This window comes from Synechococcus sp. PCC 7335, assembly GCF_000155595.1.
In the GTDB taxonomy this organism is placed as follows: Bacteria; Cyanobacteriota; Cyanobacteriia; order Phormidesmidales; family Phormidesmidaceae; genus Phormidesmis.
Genome location: NZ_DS989906.1, coordinates 124943 through 142050, shown reverse-complemented (window position 1 = coordinate 142050; position 17108 = coordinate 124943). Strand labels below are relative to the sequence as shown.

Below are 17108 nucleotides of genomic sequence, written 5' to 3'. Positions count from 1 at the left end.
TCACTAAAAGCTTAGGAGAGACTTACTATGTCTACCATTTTGTCAACAGATGAGCTAGAGACTTTCAGCACCCAACGTTTAGACGCCATCAGCAGCAACTTTGAAACACCCGCAACTGCTTATGGCCTAGAGACAAACAGTAGCGCACCCTCTGCCACGGCGGCCATTAGTAAGTCTTCAGAAATCGCAAATATTACCAGCGTTGACAATGTTGTATCAGGCAACGCACAGCCTACGATTGCTGGTTTATCAGAATCTATTATCACCACTATATTTCAAAATAACAGCCATTCATCTAACACAGTTACCAGTAGCACCGCAACAGACACAGACGAGATTACCGGGTTAGGAGACACAGAAGCTCGCGTACTTCAATCTGGTTCCACTCAAAGCCGCTCAAACCTTTATGGTCAATTAAGTCGCTTCGATGCTCATAACCCGACTCGCAATGGCGCCTACAAAGACGATTACGTTTTGACCCGACAAACGTCTGGCCGCGTTCAGCTCAATCTGAATTCTTCGGCTTTTGATGCCTACCTACAAGTCATCGATTCTAGAACTGGCAGAGTACTGGCTTATGATGACGACGGCGGTCCTGGCACCAACGCTCAAATCAGCTTTAATGCCACTGCCAACACCCGCTACATCGTCAGAGCTACCAGCTACTACCAATTTGCGACCGGCAGCTACAGCTTTTCTGCTGAATTTAGCGCTAGCCAACCGCCGCCGCAACCCACACCCACACCCACACCAAACCGCTACAGCAGTTTCTACGGCTATGGTCAGGTAGATGCTGCGGCGGCTGTCGCGGCTGCAATAGGGCAATCGCGCTTCTCCAACGTTCAAGACATTGGCGGCAATCAATGGAACAACGACATGATCAACGCCCCAGAAGTCTGGGCTCGCAGCTACACCGGTCGAGGCGTAACAGTCGCAGTGATCGATTCCGGCGTCGATATCAATCACGCAGACCTGCGCAACAACATTTGGCAAAACACTGACGAAATCCTGGGCGACGGCATCGACAATGATGGCAACGGCTACATCGATGACCGCTACGGTTGGAACTTTGGCCGTGGGCAAAACAACAACAACGTTTTACCGGGCACTACCGTCTCTGCTCAGGGTCACGGCACCCATGTAGCAGGCACTATCGCAGCCGGGAATAACGGCTTTGGAATGACTGGCGTTGCACATGGCGCTGACGTTATGGCCATTCGATTGGGCAACGTTAATAGCACAGGTCAGTTTACCAATGGGGGTGATTTGGCTAGCGCTATTCGCTACGCAGTAGACAATGGCGCAGACGTTATCAATATGAGCATAGGCGGGGGTGATCCTGATGGCAGAGTCCAACAAGCTCTCGAATATGCGGCGTCTCGCAATGTCATCACCGTCTCCGCAGCGGGTAACAATACACAACCCATCCCTGGCACACCCGCTCGCTATGCCACAGACTACGGTATCTCTGTAGGCGCGGTCGGTAGAACTGGTCGAATTTCAGGCTTCTCTAACCGCGCAGGTAGCGATCGCCGGATGCAGCACGTCATGGCCCCAGGTGAAGCGATCTACTCCACCATGCCTAACAATGGTTATGACTACATGCCCGGAACCTCAATGGCCGCACCACATATCGCCGGCGTTGTCGCACTTATGCTCAGTGCAAACCCCAACCTGACCCACGCTCAGGTACGCCAAATCCTCACCAGCACAGCAGTCCTTAACGGCACCCACTCTGTCAATACCAGTACCTCCTTTAGTACTCAGACTACTCAATCAGTCAGCAGCACAGATAGTGTTAGCGGGTACGTTCCCCAGCAGTGGCAGGACCTCGGCGTTGATCTTTCCGAGACATTTGCAGGGCTCAGTGAGACCCTTCGCACTATCGATGCAGATACTGCCAGTGAGGTGACCGACGCAGTAGAAGAGGCTGTAGAGGATGTTGACACCTCAATCGAGCGACTGTTGGCTGGTCGTTCAATGTATAGCGACTACATTACCAGCGGCAGCCAGTCTATCGATAGCTGGAGATCTCAGCTAGAAAATTCATTCGCGGATGATTTGCTAGCACCTGCTATCGCATAAATCTCCCACAGCCTCTAACATCAGGCTACAAGCTGTACAATACTGGCCACCGAGTGATGGGAGAAGGCTCCCAGAAGACTCCCAATCGCTCGGTGGCCAACCGCTTAATACCATATGCTCGATCAGCTTTTTCTCTCGATATCCTCGACTGCTGTCATCAACTCACATCGTTAGCCTCAACGCTTATGCAAACCAACAACAGTGCAGTGAGCAATCATATAATTAGCAATCGTACAGTGAGCAGCTGCTATTCACGTTGGACAACGCGTTTAGGCATCGTTTCTTTTTTGTTCATTTTTGTTGGATGCGCAGCGTATCCAGAAACTGCGATGTGTTCTACCACCGCAACCACCATGACACCTCCCCAAACAGCAACAAACTCAACAGCCCCAGCCACCCTCTCACAGGGAATCAAAGGCACCATCAGTCAGCTGAGCGGCAATCAAATGCCCAGCAATAGCCCCAACCCTAGCGCCACAGAAGAACCCGTTTCAACGACGGTTTGGGTGTTTAGTGATCGCATCCCCGGCCCCGGCTCTCCCTACTGGCCCATCGCTGAAGCCAAGCAGCATCCCAACCTGGTATGCACTACCCAAAGCGATGCAGCAGGCCACTACCAAATTCAGCTGCCCCCCAGCGAATACACCGTCCTCGCACAGTATGACGAATCCCTATACCTTAACTCCTTTCAGGGTGATGGCAGCTATCGGTCAATCACTGTCGCGCCAGAACAAATTATAGAGTTTGATTTAACGCACATCGAGCAGGCTTTCTTTTAGGTTATTTTCATAACTGTGATCTGCCATGAGGTGATAGCAAAACCTCTTTTGGTAGGCGAATGATCAACTCACAGAGTGCTGCCGATGTATCGCCCCTTACGTCGCCTTTTAAGCCAACCTTTAAGTCGACCTTTAAACAGCCGACACTGCTATAAAGCCCTGTTCATTTTCGGGCTATCCCTCGTGTTGCTGGCAGGGTCTCCTAGCCCCTCTATTAGTCGCCCAGCTCCACAGCAGCAGGTTCAGATACAGGCACAAGCCTCGGTCCAGACACAGACCCCTATCCAAAGCGGCGTCAACGCCTATAACGAAGGTCGCTACCAGGAGGCCATTACCTACTGGACCGAAGCGTTGGATCAATATGATCCTGGTCCTTTGTCTGAGCAGGCCTTGTCTGAACGGGCCTTGGTCAATGAAAATATCGCGCGAGCGCAGCAGCAAATTGGCGAAACGGCTTTGTCGCTTAACTATTGGGCGGCGGCGGCGACAGACTACGAAGCCAGCGGCAATGCCACCCAATTTGGGCGGATGCTAAGTGAACAGGCCCAGGTTTATATCAGTCGTGGGCAACACCAAAGGGCCATTGCCCTGCTGTGTCGCAATGAACCGGTTGTTGAACCAACCGTTGAACCAGGCGAACAGAGTGACGTCGAAAAAAGTGGCTCGGTAGCCTGTGACGGGGGGGCATATGCGATCGCACTCACCACCCAAGACATCACCGGTCAGGCAGCTGCGCTAGGCAGTCTGGCCGAAACCCAAAGGCTGCGGGGTCGCTATTTAGAAGCGCAGCAGCTTTTAACCATCGGCATTAAGCTAGTTAAAAACAACAATCTGACCCAGTTTGAAACTGCCATGCGAAACAGTTTGGGCAGTGTACACAAGCAACTCTCTAGCATTGCCGCTAGACGAGCCGAGTCAGCTGCACTGTTTAACCTCACACAAGAACAAACCGACTCACAAAATGAGGCAACAGAACAAAACACCCTCGCCCGTCAGTCCTTCGACAAAGCGGCCACCATCGCCAGCGAGAATAACGACAATGTGTCAGAACTGCGAGCACAGCTGAATTTGTTGTTACTGTCTCAACAGAACTTGACACCACAAAACTCGACGCCGCGTAGCTCTATTCAAGTACGCCGCGTGCGTCAGCGAGTGGCGGCTCTAATTGAACAGTTGCCTGCAAGCCGCGAGAGTGCCTATGCTGCGGTCACGTTAGCCAAATTGTACAGTGTGCCACAGCGAGACTTTAGCTGCAAAGGGTATCAAGACGTTGCCCAGCAACAGATTTGGTTAGAGAAAGGTCAGGCGATCGCAGCAACCATCCAAGATGCCAGGGCAGAATCTTTCGCACTCGGAGAGCTGGGCAATTTAGCAGAATGCCGAGGTCAGTTAGACGTGGCCACTCAGCTGACGCAGCAGGCACAGCTCGCTGCCGGAGATGCCCTAGAATCTGCCGATAGTCTTTACCTATGGGAATGGCAGATGGGTCGCATTCACCTGGCGCAAGGCAATTTGGAATCAGCTAAGGCCGCTTATACGCAGGCGATCACCACACTTGAAACTATTCGTAGCGACATCCTAACTGCCGATCGCGATCTACAGTTCGACTTTCGCGACACCGTAGAACCCGTTTACCGCCAATACATTACGCTACAGCTCCAAGAACCCTCCAATCAAGTCGCCATCAAGCAAACGCAAAGATTACCCGATCGCAACGTCAGCGAAATCCTCAAAACGGTGGACGTACTACGGCTGGCAGAGCTGCAAAACTTTTTTGGCAACGACTGCGTTCTGGTAGCCTCACAAGGCGCGCGCGATCGCCTACTCACCAACGATCCTTTCACCACAGTGATTAGCTCTGTGGTATTGTCAGACTCGGTTGTTCTACTGGCTACCTTTCCCGACGACACCACCGAAGTAGTCTACATTCGAGACTTAGACCGGATCATAGAAACCGCAGACCAGTTTCGTAGCGGGCTCAAACGTTATATTGTCCGAGAGTACAACAGTGCACCTGCTCAGGCACTTTATCAGCAGTTGATTGAACCTTTGGAATCTGGCTTGGCTAGAACGAATACTCAAACGTTGGTCTTTGTTCAAGACGGATTCTTACGCAACATTCCAATGGCCGCGCTCAAAAACGGTGATCGCTACCTGATTGAAAGCTATGCGATCGCTACTACCCCTTCACTCAATTTAACCGCAACCTCAGAGCGTAACAAAGCCACTCCCAGAGCCTTGGCTGTTGGATTAAGCCAGCAGGCCGTGATTGAAAACGGTCGAGACTTTCCAGCACTTCTCGCCGTTCCTGATGAACTAGACTCTGTTTATGCCCAGCTTCCAGGCAGCAAAGTTTTGCTCAATGAAGACTTTACGACTGAAACGCTGAGCGACGCGCTAGAAGAAGAGAGCTATTCTATCTTGCATCTTGCCACCCATGGGCAGTTTAGTACCCTTCCAGAAGAGACCTTTATCATTACAGGCTCAGGCGAAGATGGTGTTTCAGGAAAGCTCACATTTGGTGAACTCGAAACTATTATTCAACAGGCCTCTTCTAACACAGCGTCGATTGATCTGATTACCCTAACGGCCTGTGAAACTGCCAAAGGCGATGATCGTGCGACGTTAGGGCTTGCAGGCGTTGCTATTCGCGCTGGAGCTCGCAGTGCGATCGCCTCTTTATGGAAGCTCGACGACAATAGTTCAGCAGAACTTGTCAACGCGTTTTACCGCAATTTGCAAGACACAGAACTCAGTAAAGCACAGGCTCTTCAGCAGGCTCAGATAAGTGCTATTGAGCGAGACAGAAACGCCAATCCTGGCACCTGGGCACCGCTGATTTTAGTCGGCAACTGGCAGTAGCTGTTCTGTTGTCTTTACGAGCACTCATGACTGAGGACGACTCGCCCGCCTGCTAGCTGATAGATGCCAGCTGGCTCTGCAATGGGTTCTCCTAGCTGCCAGCTCGCCGCAGGATCGCTGGTGTCTTCAACATGCCGTATAGAGTGGCTCGTAGTAGAGCGGTTTGTAGAACGCACTGTGTCAGTGGCATATTGCGATTGGGCTGAGCTATTCGGCTGCTGTGGCAAGCTGTCTGCACGGGTGATGATGAAGCGACTGTCCGACTCCTGATTGGCTGACAAAACATATGTTCAGATGCTGTCAGACCGATGTGGATAGTGGGATTCAGAGCCTTTAGGAAAGAAGTGGGAGCCAGCGTTCTAAAATTAGATTCCACTCAAACCCTAGAAACGCTGTGAAAAAAACTCCCGCCTTTACGATGCCTTGAAAGTCTGGCTAGGTCAAGATTGCCCATGGGCCCATCTAAGCCACCTAACGACCTGCTGCTGGATGGTATTTGCGCTGATTCAAACCGGCAGCGTCAGCTTGAGTAAATGGACAACTTACTTGCCCTGTCGAGGTCTCTACGCCCAGAGCAAACAAAGACGGGTACGGCGCTGGCTAGGCAATAGCCGCATCAACATTCACCGCTTGTATAAACCGCTGATTCAAGCAGCCTTATCGACTTGGGAAGCCGAGCGTCTTTATCTTTGTTTAGACACCTCATTATTTTGGGAGCAGTACTGCTTAATCCGATTAGCCGTGGTCTATCGAGGCCGCTCTATTCCGCTAGCTTGGCGTGTGATAGAGCATAGCAGGGCCTCGGTTGCGTTTGAAGCGTACGAAGAGATGCTCAAGCACGCCGCTCACTACTTGCCTTCAAACGTAGAGGTGATTCTGTTGGCTGACCGGGGCTTTGTGCATACCCGTGCGATGCTGCTCATGCAGCACCTTGGCTGGCAGTATCGCATCCGCCTCAAAAGTGACGCATGGCTTCGGCGACCGAGTTCCGGTTGGTGTCAACCGACCTCATTCCACTTAGAGCGGGGCAAAGCACTATGTTTCCACAACGTCAGATTGCATCGTCGAGAAAAGTACGGCCCTGTGCATATCATTATCGGTCGCAACAACATCAATGGAGAGTTTTGGGTCGTTGTCAGTGACCAGCCAACTAGCCCGTATACCTTTATCGAATACGCCTTGAGGTTTGATATTGAGGAAGGATTCTTAGATGACCAATCGGGCGGTTGGAATCTACAGCGCTCTGAGATTCGTTGCGTTACTGATCTCTCTCGGCTATGGTTTGTTCTTGCAGTGGCAACCCTCTACGTCACCGCTCAAGGGGTAGAGGTTGTCCAATCAGGTCGTAGACGATGCATTGATACCCACTGGGATAGGGGCAACAGCTATTTCCGCATCGGATTAGAGTGGGTGAAAGCGGCCCTGCTCAATGGCTGGCAGGTGATTCAACAGGTTTGTTTTACCTCTCACATTGACCTTGAACCGGCGATGGCTTCCAGGATGCAACACCATCAAAAAGCCGATCGCCTTGATTTCATGGTGATCACCGTCAAGTTTCTCCTTGACTAAACTTTTGTCAGCCAATCAGGTCCGACTCACTGCGCTGAGCGATACAGCTACCGGCGACTAATCTTGTTGTATCTATAACCACGTCAGGCAGCTGGGTCAAGCTGCTTTCTAAAAAGCGAGTATCGGGCGTGATGATGTTGCCAGAAGCGATCGCACCATCCGCACTTACATTCACCCGGCCATTGTTGTCAGGTGGTAACTCAGCACCAATAGGAAGGGTAGCACTAAAAAATGGACCAGTGGCAATGTTGCCGCCTCTAGCATCTTCAGAGCGCGCCAAAATATCACTATCTTCTAGCGCAATGACAACAGCATTGAGCGTAATATTGCCACCGTCGCCCAAACTATCTGTTGTAATATCGCCATCATTGAGCAAAGCAATCGTACCAGCGGCTCTGTTGCAAAAAGTAATCGAAGAGAGATTCTCTATCCATCCGCCCTCAATTATGCCGCCCCACCAAAGATTCTGTTGATGAATGAGATCTGTCCCATGACATCTCCTTTCTCAGCTCCTTCAACCTGTCCCTTACGAATCATGTTCATTGCCTCGTACCCTTTGAGCGTGCGCCTAGCCGTGTTGAATGAGCCAAACCCAAGTCCAGGCTTGGTGCGGCGTTTTATGAAGCGATGGTCTTGCTCGACTACATTATTCATGTACTTTATTTGCCTAGTTTTCGTCGCTTTAGGCAAAGATTTATCTTGCTTTAAGGCTTTGATGGCAGGCGGATAGGCCGCATTCTTATCGACAGTGATCACTCTCGGTTCAATCGTATGAGAGGCGTTGAGTACTTTCTTAAAGAACCGCTTGGCTGCTTTGGTATTACGTTTGGCACTCAACAAAAAGTCCAGCGTATTGCCTTCAGAATCGACCGCACGATAGAGATACTTCCACGTTCCTCGGACTTTTACGTATGTCTCGTCAGTCCGCCACGAGTCATTGGTCGGCTTCAGGTGGAGGCGACACCGCTGGTCCAGCTCCGGACTATAAGCCTGCACCCAGCGGTAGATGGTCGTGTGATCTACGTTAACGCCCCGCTCTTGCATCATTTCTTCTATGTCCCGGTAGCTTAGGCCATAGCGCAGATACCAGCGTACCGTCAGTAAGATGATGCCTGAATGGAAGTGACGCCATTTGAACGGGTTTGAGGAGGACATAGCGAGTCTGCGAACCAGGCATTTTAGAATACCAAGGAAAGCCTACGCTTTTTTGCAACACAGCCAAATATCATGTCAAGTCTAGAAGGAAGAGGAATACAACCTTCTAAGGTAACCCTATGAAGCCTTTTAATCAGCAGCTAGGCGAATTAATTGGATTTCCATAGGCATCAGTGCATTCAAGAATTCGCAATGTATTTGCTAGATCATTATCAAGACTTGCCAGACCACGAAGTTGATTAACGACAAAAGGGCGGTCAGAGGACTGTGCACCTACTACTCGCATCACTTCATTGATGTTGTGATCTGTAAGAGGAATAGATTGTCCATAGCTCTCACGATAGGCATTGTGAATAGAATTAATCGCGCTTTGCATATCAGAATATATCGCAGGCATGTCGGTATATGGGCTCACTGGAGTACCACAACCGTAACCAAGAGCACTACTACACGGATGAGAGATAGTATCTCCATAAGCTCCTGCTTGAGCTTTTGAGGTAGGTAGAATAGAGATCAACAATGCAAAAATCAATGTTGAAAAATATTTTGAGATTCGATGAAAGGTTAATTGTGTTTTCATTGCTTTTCGTTTCTTTTCTGCTTGGACATTTTTCAACTAGAAAATAGGAATCTGTCAGGAGGCGGTTGAACGAGATGATCGCACCTAGCCTATCAGCCAATGGCCGCTCCCAATTTTGGCTACTCAGTCCTGACGGTTTCTATCGAATGCGTGTCCACTGAGGGGCATTCATCCGCAGGCGAGGCTGAATGAATCCAGACCTAAATCCAATTGTGCCGTCGGGTCTTATTCTGGGTGTGAGGTTGTTGACTCGGGTGGTGACGCTAAATTGCCCACCAAAGATATTCAGCGGTGACTGTAGATTTTCGAATACTCTGCCCTGTTGAGAACTGGCGTCTCGGAAGTAAACGTCAGTCAGGGCACTGACTGTGGCATCTCGCTTAAAGGCCAGAATGCTCCCGCGATCGCTACGAAAAATCACCCAGGTGGTTGGTAAACTAACTGTACCAAAGGCTTGTTCTACCAAAACGCTCTGTCCGTTGACCTCGAAAGTGGCTTGATCGTTTTCTGCTCTAAGATCAGCCAAATCGAAGTTGAAATCTTTCACCAAACTCATAAACACTTCGCCTTCATCGCCAGCGGTATCGGCGCTGTTGAGTACTTCGTCAACGTGGTGACCCCATTCTTCTATAATCACGTTAGCAATGTTGTCTAGATTGTTTTCATTCTGTCTCAAGAAATCTTCTGACAGATAGATAGTGCTTGTCGCAGCTGCATAGGCTGCATCAGCGCCATACTGATCAATATCAGCCACTTCAAAGCTAATGTCAGCGGTGTCCTCAATAATGCTATTAATAGCGTCTAGCGCCGCCGTTCGAGTGATGCCTTCTCCAAAGGCAGTGGTCATATCGTCGTAGAAATCAGCGCTGCCTCGAAAGTCGGTGAGTTCGTCGGTGGCAATGGACACTGCCTCGGCGATGGTGCTTAGGTTTGACGCTCGGCGCGACCAGCTGGCAACTGTCGAGTGGGAGGGGGTGCTAGTCGTTGTAGCTGTTGTCTGGGTAGGCTGTCCGGTAATGCTGTCGATGGCGGTGATCGCATCCAAAACCCTTTCTGTATCTGCCGATGACCCGTTGTCCGCACTAAAATTCTGGCGAACGGCAGTATAAAAGTCACTTAGCGCCGTATCACCTCGCATTTCAGACCATTCAGAAGGCCATTCCGAAATGGTTTGTTTCATCGATTCTACCCACCTTAAGAGAGAGGAGAAATCAACGCCACTGCCAGCCAGATGGTCTCTGATACTAGAAAACTTTTCTAAATCAGACAGTGCGATGTTACCGTAGCTAGCCGGATCGTTGCTAAGCCCTGATGCAGCACTTGAGTCAGTGCTTCTGGTAGAAGTAAATGTTTCCATGTGGATGTCCTCTTAACGTTAGTAGTTTTATTGGACGCTGGGATTATCGTATTCAGCTTTGTTGGTGCACACGAGAGTAGTTCTGGTATAAACCACTGCCGTTTTCGGTAGGTGCACAGTTAAAGTTTTCGTTTTGCTACCTTGCTGTGATCGGTTACGTTGTAATGAAGTATTTTTGATGAATTAAGGGTTTCATCACTGAAGGAGGCCATATGCGATCACACTCTCTAACCTCTTTCTGTCGTTGGGCCAAAAGCCTCTCTAGCGCTGCGTTGATGATGAGCGCGTTACTGGCATGGGAGCTGCCGACGCGAGCTCAGAACGAAGTTGTGGCGGATGATACGTTGGGGGGTGTGGAGCGATCGCAAGTCGCTTCGGACGGCCCCAACGCTGAGCTGATTACTGGCGGCGCTATCCGCAGTCAAAATTTGTTTCATAGCTTTGAGACGTTCAACATTGATGAAGGCTGGCGAGCAACTTTCGACAACCCAGCCGCTATCAACAATATCTTTGCCCGAATTACGGGGGGTGTTCGCTCTAATATTTTGGGGACATTGGCCACTAACGGCAGCGCCGGTCTGTTTTTTATCAATCCCAACGGGGTTTTGTTAGGGCCACAGTCTAGTCTGGATGTGGGTGGTTCGCTGGTAATCTCTACGGCCAATTCTATTGGTTTCGGCAACGCTGGAAACTATAGTGCAACCAATCCCGCAGCAGTCTCTTCTTTGTTGTCGGTTGCACCATCCGTTTTACTGTTCAATGAGGCTGAAAGCGCAGCCATTACCAACCAGTCTCAGTCCCTATCTACCGACCCAAACAACAACATTTCGACAGCCGGTTTACGAGTCCCCGACGGGGAAGATTTGTTACTGGTCGGCGGCGATATCAATATGAAAGCTGCCTCTAGTGGACTCGCGGCGTTTGGTGGCCGGATTGATATCGGCGGACTAAGAACAGTGGGCGCTGTAAGATTAGTCGAGGATAAGGGGTATCAGTAGCATCGGAACAGGATCGCACGCTAAGCACCCATAGGGGGCTGTACCAGTTGAACCTTACCCTAATTGGTACAAGATTTTGGAACGGTATATCAAGGGTTTCACTCATCCTCCGCTAGAAAGGATCAACTGGTACAGAAATAGCGTCTCAACGGTAGTTCAAAAGACCTATAGCAAAAAGCTTGTATAGCAATACTTTCAGCCTTAGCGTGCGTTTCTGTTCCATTACTACCAAAGGGCCTATTCAGCGCCTTTACTTTGATGATGAAGTCTAACCAAACTTCATCATCTTTGGGATGTAACATTGCTTTCTCGCTTGAGGCAAAGTCTTTTGTTAGCTCAGCCAAAGAAGGTGCAATACCATCGTCAACATGCGTATAGATGGCTGGGTCGCACAAGATGCCTTCCACCTCAGCTGCATGTTTCTTGTTAACTGTTTCGTAGGCAAGTCGCTTTGATTCAAAAGACATGTTGGAGGTTTCAACCAAAGAGAACTAAATCACAAGCCCTGTAAAGAGAGTTGAAGTAGCCAGTATATCCACAAACGTTGCGGACAAAACCTTGATGCCGCTTGCCTAGTTGCCGGGGGCGCAAACGGTCTGATGTCCAAAACCTCTACATAGCGTAGGTAACATATACAGTGAGGCAGCGATCATAGCTATTATCGAGACTTAGTAAGTACCCTTTCTACGCTCACCAAACCTTGGCTCAGCTTTAGGCGCTTCAATCAGGGCTGGCGTCACTAGCGCATTCCCAGTAGCAAACATATAAGTTCTCAGGATATCGGCCTGAAGCTCCAGTAGCCATGCGTTGGATAGCGCGCCAAAATCAACTGCTTTCAGGCCGATATCACCTAACAACTCGCTGACGATGACTTTGGCACCATCGTCGTCTCCTGCGATGAATGACTGTATACCGGCTTCTCTCAACGCCGCTGCATCACAATTAAAAACCTGCATCGCCTGATTATTCAGAGCTTTAACAACCTTAGCCTCAGGTATATCTTGCTGAGTCGCTTCTGCTAAAGACTGTAAAAACTCGTCTGGTTTGAAATCCCGAGGAAAATCCCTATTGTTCAAATCAATCACAACTTTATCCTTCAGTGGAGAAGTTGATTTGAGGAAGCTAGAAGGCACTGCTCGCGCAGTGCTGACGATGACTTCACAAACTGATGCAACCTCATCGTTTGTTCCACCAGTTGAACCAGAGCCGATTTCCTCAGCGATACTCTGAGACTTATCGGAGTTACGCGAGCCGAACATGACCTGATGCCCTGTCACTGACCAGGCCCCGCCAACCAATCGAGCCATATTGCCACTGCCCCAAAAGCCTATCTTCACAGTCAATTTCCTCAGGTCATGTTCGTCATGATTGTAGGGTATATGTCCGAAACTGATGGAGCAAGCAGTCCTAGTCACACCAGCGTAAGTCCACCATCAACCGAGACCACGCTGCCCGTCATGTACGAATTAGTTAGAACCGAATAATAAGCTTGGGCCAGTTCATCAGCCGTTCCCAGATGTCCGACCGGCAGTTTCTTTTCGGCCCACGACTCGTTCTCCTTTCTCTGCTCTTCAGTCCAGACACCTGTCCCGACAACACCCGGCGCAATGATGTTGACTCGAGTAGGCGCAATCTCTAAGGCGAGCGCTTTCGCAAAGGAGACGACAGCCGCGCTTGCAGCGTTCATGATAGAGGCGTTCTTTGCCGGACGATCAATAGCAATACTCGAAGTGACAACCATCGCACCATCTTTTGAAATTGTTCGTGTGGCTGCTCGGCAGCAGTTAAACGTGCCCCAAAACTTTTCCATGCCCCGATGTGCGACTTCGGTCGTCATCGACTCGACTGGTGACATCAGTTTCAGCTCATCAGCTACCGCTGTAAAAGATAAGTAGTCAAACTCTCCGATATCAGCAAATGTCTGACTAACAGATTCCTCATCTAACATATTCATTTCGTGTACATATGATGGAGCGTTCAACTCTTTCTGTACCTGGACAAGCTTAGCCTCACTTCTACTCAGTAGATGAACTATAGCGCCTTGCTCAGAACACATTTTAGTGAGCGATCTTCCGATTCCTGAAGAGGCACCGACGATTACTACTTTTTTATCTTTCATGCAGCCTTATGCCCTTGTTTGCAACTTGGCTAAGAGAACCTTCTACAGCCATTTGCATCGTATCAGCGGGCTACTAATTTTTATTATCCACAACCGCGCTGGCGCTACGCCAAAGTCAACTCAGTTACTATTCCTGCTAGAGTCAAGACGCGACGCAACCTGCCGATAGTAAGTAGAACGACTACAACCCACCTGCTCGCAGATTTCATTGATCGTCAGCTCGCCCGCTTCTGCGAGTGCGATCGCACTCTCCAAGATGAGGTGCTTCCTACTATTGCAGTTGGGGATATCTGGGGCATCGGTAGACGGTGGACGCTCAAGCTCAATGCGATTGGTATTGAGACTGCTGCTGACTTGCGAGCCGCTGAGCCAAGGACAATTCGCCAGGTGTTCAACGTTGTTGCAGAGCGTATTGTTCATGAACTACGCGGAACCGCTTGTCTGGGACTAGAAGAGATCCAGCCCAAGAAAAACATCATGTGCTCTCGCTCGTTCGGGCGGATGATGGCCGAGAAGCATTTGCTGTTGGAAGCGATCGCTCAAAAATTAGGTTGGTCTGATGAGGATACTTCAGACTAAGTTGATGCTTAAGTTGATCGTAAGGTTTATTCAGGTACTGGGAAAGATCTGTTTTTGCATCTGTGGCTTTTCTTCCTTCCCATTCAGAGTAATCGAAGCCACAGTCACAATTAGCTTTGAGTAGGATGGCACAGTCTTACCATCAACAGCCCAGAACTCGATGGCTGGAATATCCGGTAGCGAACTAACTGATATGGGAGAAAAAGCTACCTTGGTAAAAAGCCGAATTCAATAGCCCCCTGATGCAGCGATCACGTCGAAAGCTTGCATACCAACAGCGTACTGCAGTGATTGCTGCATCAGGAGGTCGATATCTAGGACATTCAACGGTCTCCTCAACCGACTAGGATAGCCCCACACCATTGTCGTCAACACTAGGCTGTTGCGGATGGGTCATCTCGTAGACCTTTAGCGCTAACTCCTGGCTATTGCGATAGGGCTTCCAGTTGGGGTTATCCAGTCGAGAGTTACCAGGCTGTCCTGTGCGGCTAAAAGCTGACTGCGAGTAAGGCGCTGTCGTTTTACCTACAGGAATAGCTGTCGGCGGCGCTGGGATAAACGATCTATAGGTCGGTCTGCGTATCGAGCTGGGCATTGCGTGAATGAATAATCAACCACTCCCTTCTACAGCAGATATCGAATATTGACCAGGCCCGTCGCGTCAACTACTGCTAGCTCGGCTTCAAGTAGAAATCGATAAGACAGATAAAACAAAGAAATTAACAATTAGGATAAATGTACATCCAGAAAGTCCCAGCAACACGAATCTAGCTATGCGAGATAAGTGTGCTACCTGTAACGTGCGGACAAATACACTCCACAATAAGAGAAACAGCCAAAGCGACGCTATAGCCGAGCGCGAGTATTGGATTTCCGGCGTTATCTCTAATTGTAGAATTACACTGTACCAGCGAATAATGGAATTAAATGAAACTAGATATACAAACGTTATAAAGAGAATTGCGATCAGCCTCGTTGAACTATAATCAAAAATCCTCCGCTTTGAATTTTGATCATTTGTTAGCGCTAGCGCTAACTTTGCGGCAGCAAGATCTCCACGCAGATACACCACAATTTTTCGGCCAATCCTGAAGGCCCCAGGCAATTGTGAGCATACGTCTTCCGCTTCCAAAGTTTCAATTATGATCATGAAAAACTTTCCTACTCGTTCGCTCTATCTCTATGTATGCCTTGACGCTTTAAGTGCCATTCTAAATATACGTATTGGACGATGAATGTATACCAAAGCCAGATTCAAAGGAGTTGGATGACTCGGATCTTCCCACCGTTCGATCTGTCGTTCCAAACTATCGATACATCCCTTCTTAAACGTTAGGCCAGGTACTGAAAGAGGAAGCAAACGAACGATCTCATCCTTATGCTGGCGATACCAGGCGATCGCTTTATCCACTTGTTCAATACTCGCGTGTTCTTCCACTGGTTTGCTCCTCGTTGCTTCGAGAGGAAGTTGTTGCCAAAGTAGTATACCAAGTCGGTGAAGAAAGTGAAGCGAACTGACCGTCTGCTGTTGACTTAGAGAGAAATCTCTGGTTGCTCTAAGCTATCCTTTTTTTTGATACACGGAGGATAGTCGGAAGCTTGGTAGCCCTATCACTGCCGATTTTGGTGTGTACTTTAGTTTTGTTCACCACCTAGCGATATGGGTGTTAGCATTGAAAGTGTTCACCAAACTGTCTGATAGTAGATATGCCTTCTTTAGTACAGCAGCTGTCTCACCTAGTCGAACAGTTGGAAGCACTGCGTGACGCTATCCCAGTCGATGAGCAGGCGCTGGGCCTGACGATTGAGCAGCACAGTCCTGGCAACGGCAGTACCTACACCAGGCTGCGAGCGCCCAAAGGCATGACGCTGCCTAACGGCAATCGCACCATGCGTTTAGGCGAGGAGGAAGTAGTGGAATGGCAGCAGAAGATATCGGCTCGCAACCAGAAGGCCAGGGTAGCGCAGTGTCTATTGCTGGTTCAGCAGGCAGCGGATGTGGCGAGTTCTATCATCTGGGAAGTGGAAGCAAATAGGCAGTTGGTGAAAAAAGAGAAGAGGTTCACCAAAAGGAAGTCGAAGAAAGCTGACGCTACAACTAAACCCAAACGGGCAAAGAATAAGAGCGCGGCCAGCAAGAAGCCTAAGCTGACTATCAAGTACGTGCTCAAGGATGCTAGCAATGCGACGGTGATCAATCGTAAGGTCCATGCGATTGCCCAAGCTGAACCAAAGTCGGGGCGATGGTATGCACCCGCTCTCTGCGGCGAGCAGCCCAAAGCCGGTAGCTGGGGCTGGCGCACCTGTGACCCGTCTGACTTCAGCTGTCCTAAGTGCTTCGATAAGCTACAGCTGCTGCTGTGACTCTCTAACTAGGATGTTTGCAGGTCCTAAGCTCCGCAGCTAGACGTATGGCGACTGGCTAAGCCGGTGAGCAGCGTAACTTACATTCATCAGAGGTGGGGAATCGTCTGAACCAATCGATGATTGTTCAGACAGAAAGTTATCACTATGCTAGCTACTGATAGCTTTCTGTCTATCTTAACTCCTAACTTTCTCTCTAGAAGAAGCGAACCGCTTCCAGTCGCCATATCTGCGTTAGGTTTGATTGAGCGATGCGTGTGACGACAGAAAAGTCATTCGCTGCCGATTCATGCGCATCCAGGTAACGACCGCTGCTTTTATGCCTGATTCTAAACTGGCCAGCAAAGCGCTGCGGTACAATCACCCATCGCTGAGTATCGTTGTTTTGCATCGGTCTAGTCACCGCTGAGAAGTCATTCGCCGACGACTCATGGGCATCTAAGTAGCGATCACTGCTCGTTTGAAGGATGGTGTACTCACCGTCCTCTTCCTTTTGCAGCACCCACCGCTGGGTATCGTTATCCTGGAATGGTCGAAGTACCGCTGAGAAATCATGAGCGGATGATTCGTGAGCATCTAGATACCGACCCGTACTCTCTTGTAGAACACGATAGATACCAGACCTCGGCGCGGGACTCGGATTAAAGGATTTGTTGACTAC

At 49.6% G+C, this 17108-nt stretch carries 19 protein-coding genes; 7 read left to right on the top strand and 12 right to left on the bottom strand.

Translation table 11 applies throughout. The features are described 5' to 3' along the window. Positions 1-27 precede the first annotated feature (27 nt). The 3 genes from S7335_RS26455 to S7335_RS23850 all read left to right on the top strand — a co-directional run bounded on the left by S7335_RS26455 (position 28) and on the right by S7335_RS23850 (position 5726). Positions 28-2085: a S8 family peptidase gene (locus S7335_RS26455; RefSeq protein ID WP_006458601.1), complete on the top strand. Its 2058-nt coding sequence runs from the start codon at positions 28-30 to the stop codon at positions 2083-2085. Positions 2086-2414: 329 nt separating this feature from the next. Beyond that, positions 2415-2864, top strand: a complete 450-nt coding sequence (locus tag S7335_RS28210) for a hypothetical protein (RefSeq protein WP_227500115.1) — start codon at positions 2415-2417, stop codon at positions 2862-2864. Positions 2865-3047: 183 nt separating this feature from the next. Further along, complete coding sequence (locus S7335_RS23850) at positions 3048-5726, top strand: CHAT domain-containing protein (protein ID WP_006458648.1); 2679 nt, start codon at positions 3048-3050, stop codon at positions 5724-5726. Positions 5727-5740: 14 nt separating this feature from the next. Here the strand turns inward: S7335_RS23850 and S7335_RS23845 are convergent, their stop codons facing one another. Next, positions 5741-6007: a hypothetical protein gene (locus S7335_RS23845; protein ID WP_006458673.1), complete on the bottom strand. Its 267-nt coding sequence runs from the start codon at positions 6005-6007 to the stop codon at positions 5741-5743. A 208-nt stretch (positions 6008-6215) separates the two neighbouring features. On the opposite strand from S7335_RS23845, the gene S7335_RS29065 reads away from it, so the two are divergent. Then, on the top strand, positions 6216-7295 hold the full coding sequence (locus tag S7335_RS29065) for a hypothetical protein (RefSeq protein WP_006458539.1): 1080 nt from the start codon (positions 6216-6218) through the stop codon (positions 7293-7295). Positions 7296-7302: 7 nt separating this feature from the next. Here S7335_RS29065 and S7335_RS23835 read toward each other — a convergent pair whose 3' ends face one another. From S7335_RS23835 to S7335_RS23820, 4 genes are all read right to left on the bottom strand, one after another. Then, positions 7303-7671, bottom strand: coding sequence for a hypothetical protein (locus S7335_RS23835; protein WP_006458685.1), 369 nt, complete (start codon positions 7669-7671; stop codon positions 7303-7305). A gap of 68 nt (positions 7672-7739) precedes the next feature. After that, complete coding sequence (locus tag S7335_RS23830; RefSeq protein ID WP_006458525.1) at positions 7740-8450, bottom strand: IS6 family transposase; 711 nt, start codon at positions 8448-8450, stop codon at positions 7740-7742. A gap of 133 nt (positions 8451-8583) precedes the next feature. Continuing rightward, positions 8584-9066, bottom strand: coding sequence for a hypothetical protein (locus S7335_RS23825; RefSeq protein WP_157620712.1), 483 nt, complete (start codon positions 9064-9066; stop codon positions 8584-8586). Positions 9067-9169: 103 nt separating this feature from the next. Beyond that, positions 9170-10387 carry a hypothetical protein gene (locus S7335_RS23820; RefSeq protein WP_006458528.1) on the bottom strand — a complete coding sequence of 406 codons (1218 nt, stop codon included), beginning with the start codon at positions 10385-10387 and terminating at the stop codon, positions 9170-9172. Between the two features lie 212 nt (positions 10388-10599). Here S7335_RS23820 and S7335_RS23815 point away from each other — a divergent pair, with 212 nt between their 5' ends. Next, positions 10600-11385 carry a filamentous hemagglutinin N-terminal domain-containing protein gene (locus tag S7335_RS23815; protein WP_006458568.1) on the top strand — a complete coding sequence of 262 codons (786 nt, stop codon included), beginning with the start codon at positions 10600-10602 and terminating at the stop codon, positions 11383-11385. Between the two features lie 122 nt (positions 11386-11507). Here the strand turns inward: S7335_RS23815 and S7335_RS26445 are convergent, their stop codons facing one another. From S7335_RS26445 to S7335_RS28200, 4 genes are all read right to left on the bottom strand, one after another. Continuing rightward, on the bottom strand, positions 11508-11852 hold the full coding sequence (locus S7335_RS26445) for a hypothetical protein (protein ID WP_006458529.1): 345 nt from the start codon (positions 11850-11852) through the stop codon (positions 11508-11510). Positions 11853-12053: 201 nt separating this feature from the next. Then, positions 12054-12722, bottom strand: coding sequence for an NADPH-dependent F420 reductase (locus tag S7335_RS23805; protein ID WP_006458565.1), 669 nt, complete (start codon positions 12720-12722; stop codon positions 12054-12056). 74 nt (positions 12723-12796) lie between these two features. Further along, entirely contained in the window at positions 12797-13504 is a 708-nt protein-coding gene (locus S7335_RS23800; protein ID WP_006458506.1) for an SDR family oxidoreductase, read from the bottom strand. A 120-nt stretch (positions 13505-13624) separates the two neighbouring features. Next, entirely contained in the window at positions 13625-13759 is a 135-nt protein-coding gene (locus S7335_RS28200) for a helix-turn-helix domain-containing protein (RefSeq protein WP_227500114.1), read from the bottom strand. A 6-nt stretch (positions 13760-13765) separates the two neighbouring features. On the opposite strand from S7335_RS28200, the gene S7335_RS28195 reads away from it, so the two are divergent. Then, complete coding sequence (locus tag S7335_RS28195; protein WP_006458645.1) at positions 13766-14083, top strand: hypothetical protein; 318 nt, start codon at positions 13766-13768, stop codon at positions 14081-14083. A 343-nt stretch (positions 14084-14426) separates the two neighbouring features. Here the strand turns inward: S7335_RS28195 and S7335_RS23790 are convergent, their stop codons facing one another. Together S7335_RS23790 and S7335_RS28190 are read right to left on the bottom strand one after the other, a co-directional pair. After that, complete coding sequence (locus tag S7335_RS23790; RefSeq protein WP_006458519.1) at positions 14427-14678, bottom strand: hypothetical protein; 252 nt, start codon at positions 14676-14678, stop codon at positions 14427-14429. Positions 14679-15263: 585 nt separating this feature from the next. Then, positions 15264-15521, bottom strand: coding sequence for a hypothetical protein (locus S7335_RS28190; protein WP_006458611.1), 258 nt, complete (start codon positions 15519-15521; stop codon positions 15264-15266). 269 nt (positions 15522-15790) lie between these two features. Here S7335_RS28190 and S7335_RS23780 point away from each other — a divergent pair, with 269 nt between their 5' ends. Then, a complete protein-coding gene (locus tag S7335_RS23780) occupies positions 15791-16447 on the top strand; it encodes a hypothetical protein (RefSeq protein WP_006458597.1) in 657 nt (218 codons plus the stop codon). Between the two features lie 196 nt (positions 16448-16643). Here S7335_RS23780 and S7335_RS23775 read toward each other — a convergent pair. Beyond that, positions 16644-17108 (bottom strand): RICIN domain-containing protein (locus tag S7335_RS23775; RefSeq protein ID WP_038020049.1); only part of this gene is annotated, 465 nt, incomplete at its 5' end.

Excerpts from the sequence above, each read along its gene's own strand:
- S7335_RS23790 (WP_006458519.1), bottom strand. The coding sequence starts at position 14,678 with ATGCCCAGCTCGATACGCAGACCGACCTATAGATCGTTTATCCCAGCG.
- S7335_RS28210 (WP_227500115.1), top strand. The coding sequence starts at position 2,415 with ATGTGTTCTACCACCGCAACCACCATGACACCTCCCCAAACAGCAACA.
- S7335_RS26455 (WP_006458601.1), top strand. The coding sequence starts at position 28 with ATGTCTACCATTTTGTCAACAGATGAGCTAGAGACTTTCAGCACCCAA.
- S7335_RS23830 (WP_006458525.1), bottom strand. The coding sequence starts at position 8,450 with ATGTCCTCCTCAAACCCGTTCAAATGGCGTCACTTCCATTCAGGCATC.
- S7335_RS23820 (WP_006458528.1), bottom strand. The coding sequence starts at position 10,387 with ATGGAAACATTTACTTCTACCAGAAGCACTGACTCAAGTGCTGCATCA.
- S7335_RS23780 (WP_006458597.1), top strand. The coding sequence starts at position 15,791 with ATGCCTTCTTTAGTACAGCAGCTGTCTCACCTAGTCGAACAGTTGGAA.
- S7335_RS26445 (WP_006458529.1), bottom strand. The coding sequence starts at position 11,852 with ATGTCTTTTGAATCAAAGCGACTTGCCTACGAAACAGTTAACAAGAAA.
- S7335_RS29065 (WP_006458539.1), top strand. The coding sequence starts at position 6,216 with ATGGTATTTGCGCTGATTCAAACCGGCAGCGTCAGCTTGAGTAAATGG.
- S7335_RS23800 (WP_006458506.1), bottom strand. The coding sequence starts at position 13,504 with ATGAAAGATAAAAAAGTAGTAATCGTCGGTGCCTCTTCAGGAATCGGA.
- S7335_RS23815 (WP_006458568.1), top strand. The coding sequence starts at position 10,600 with ATGCGATCACACTCTCTAACCTCTTTCTGTCGTTGGGCCAAAAGCCTC.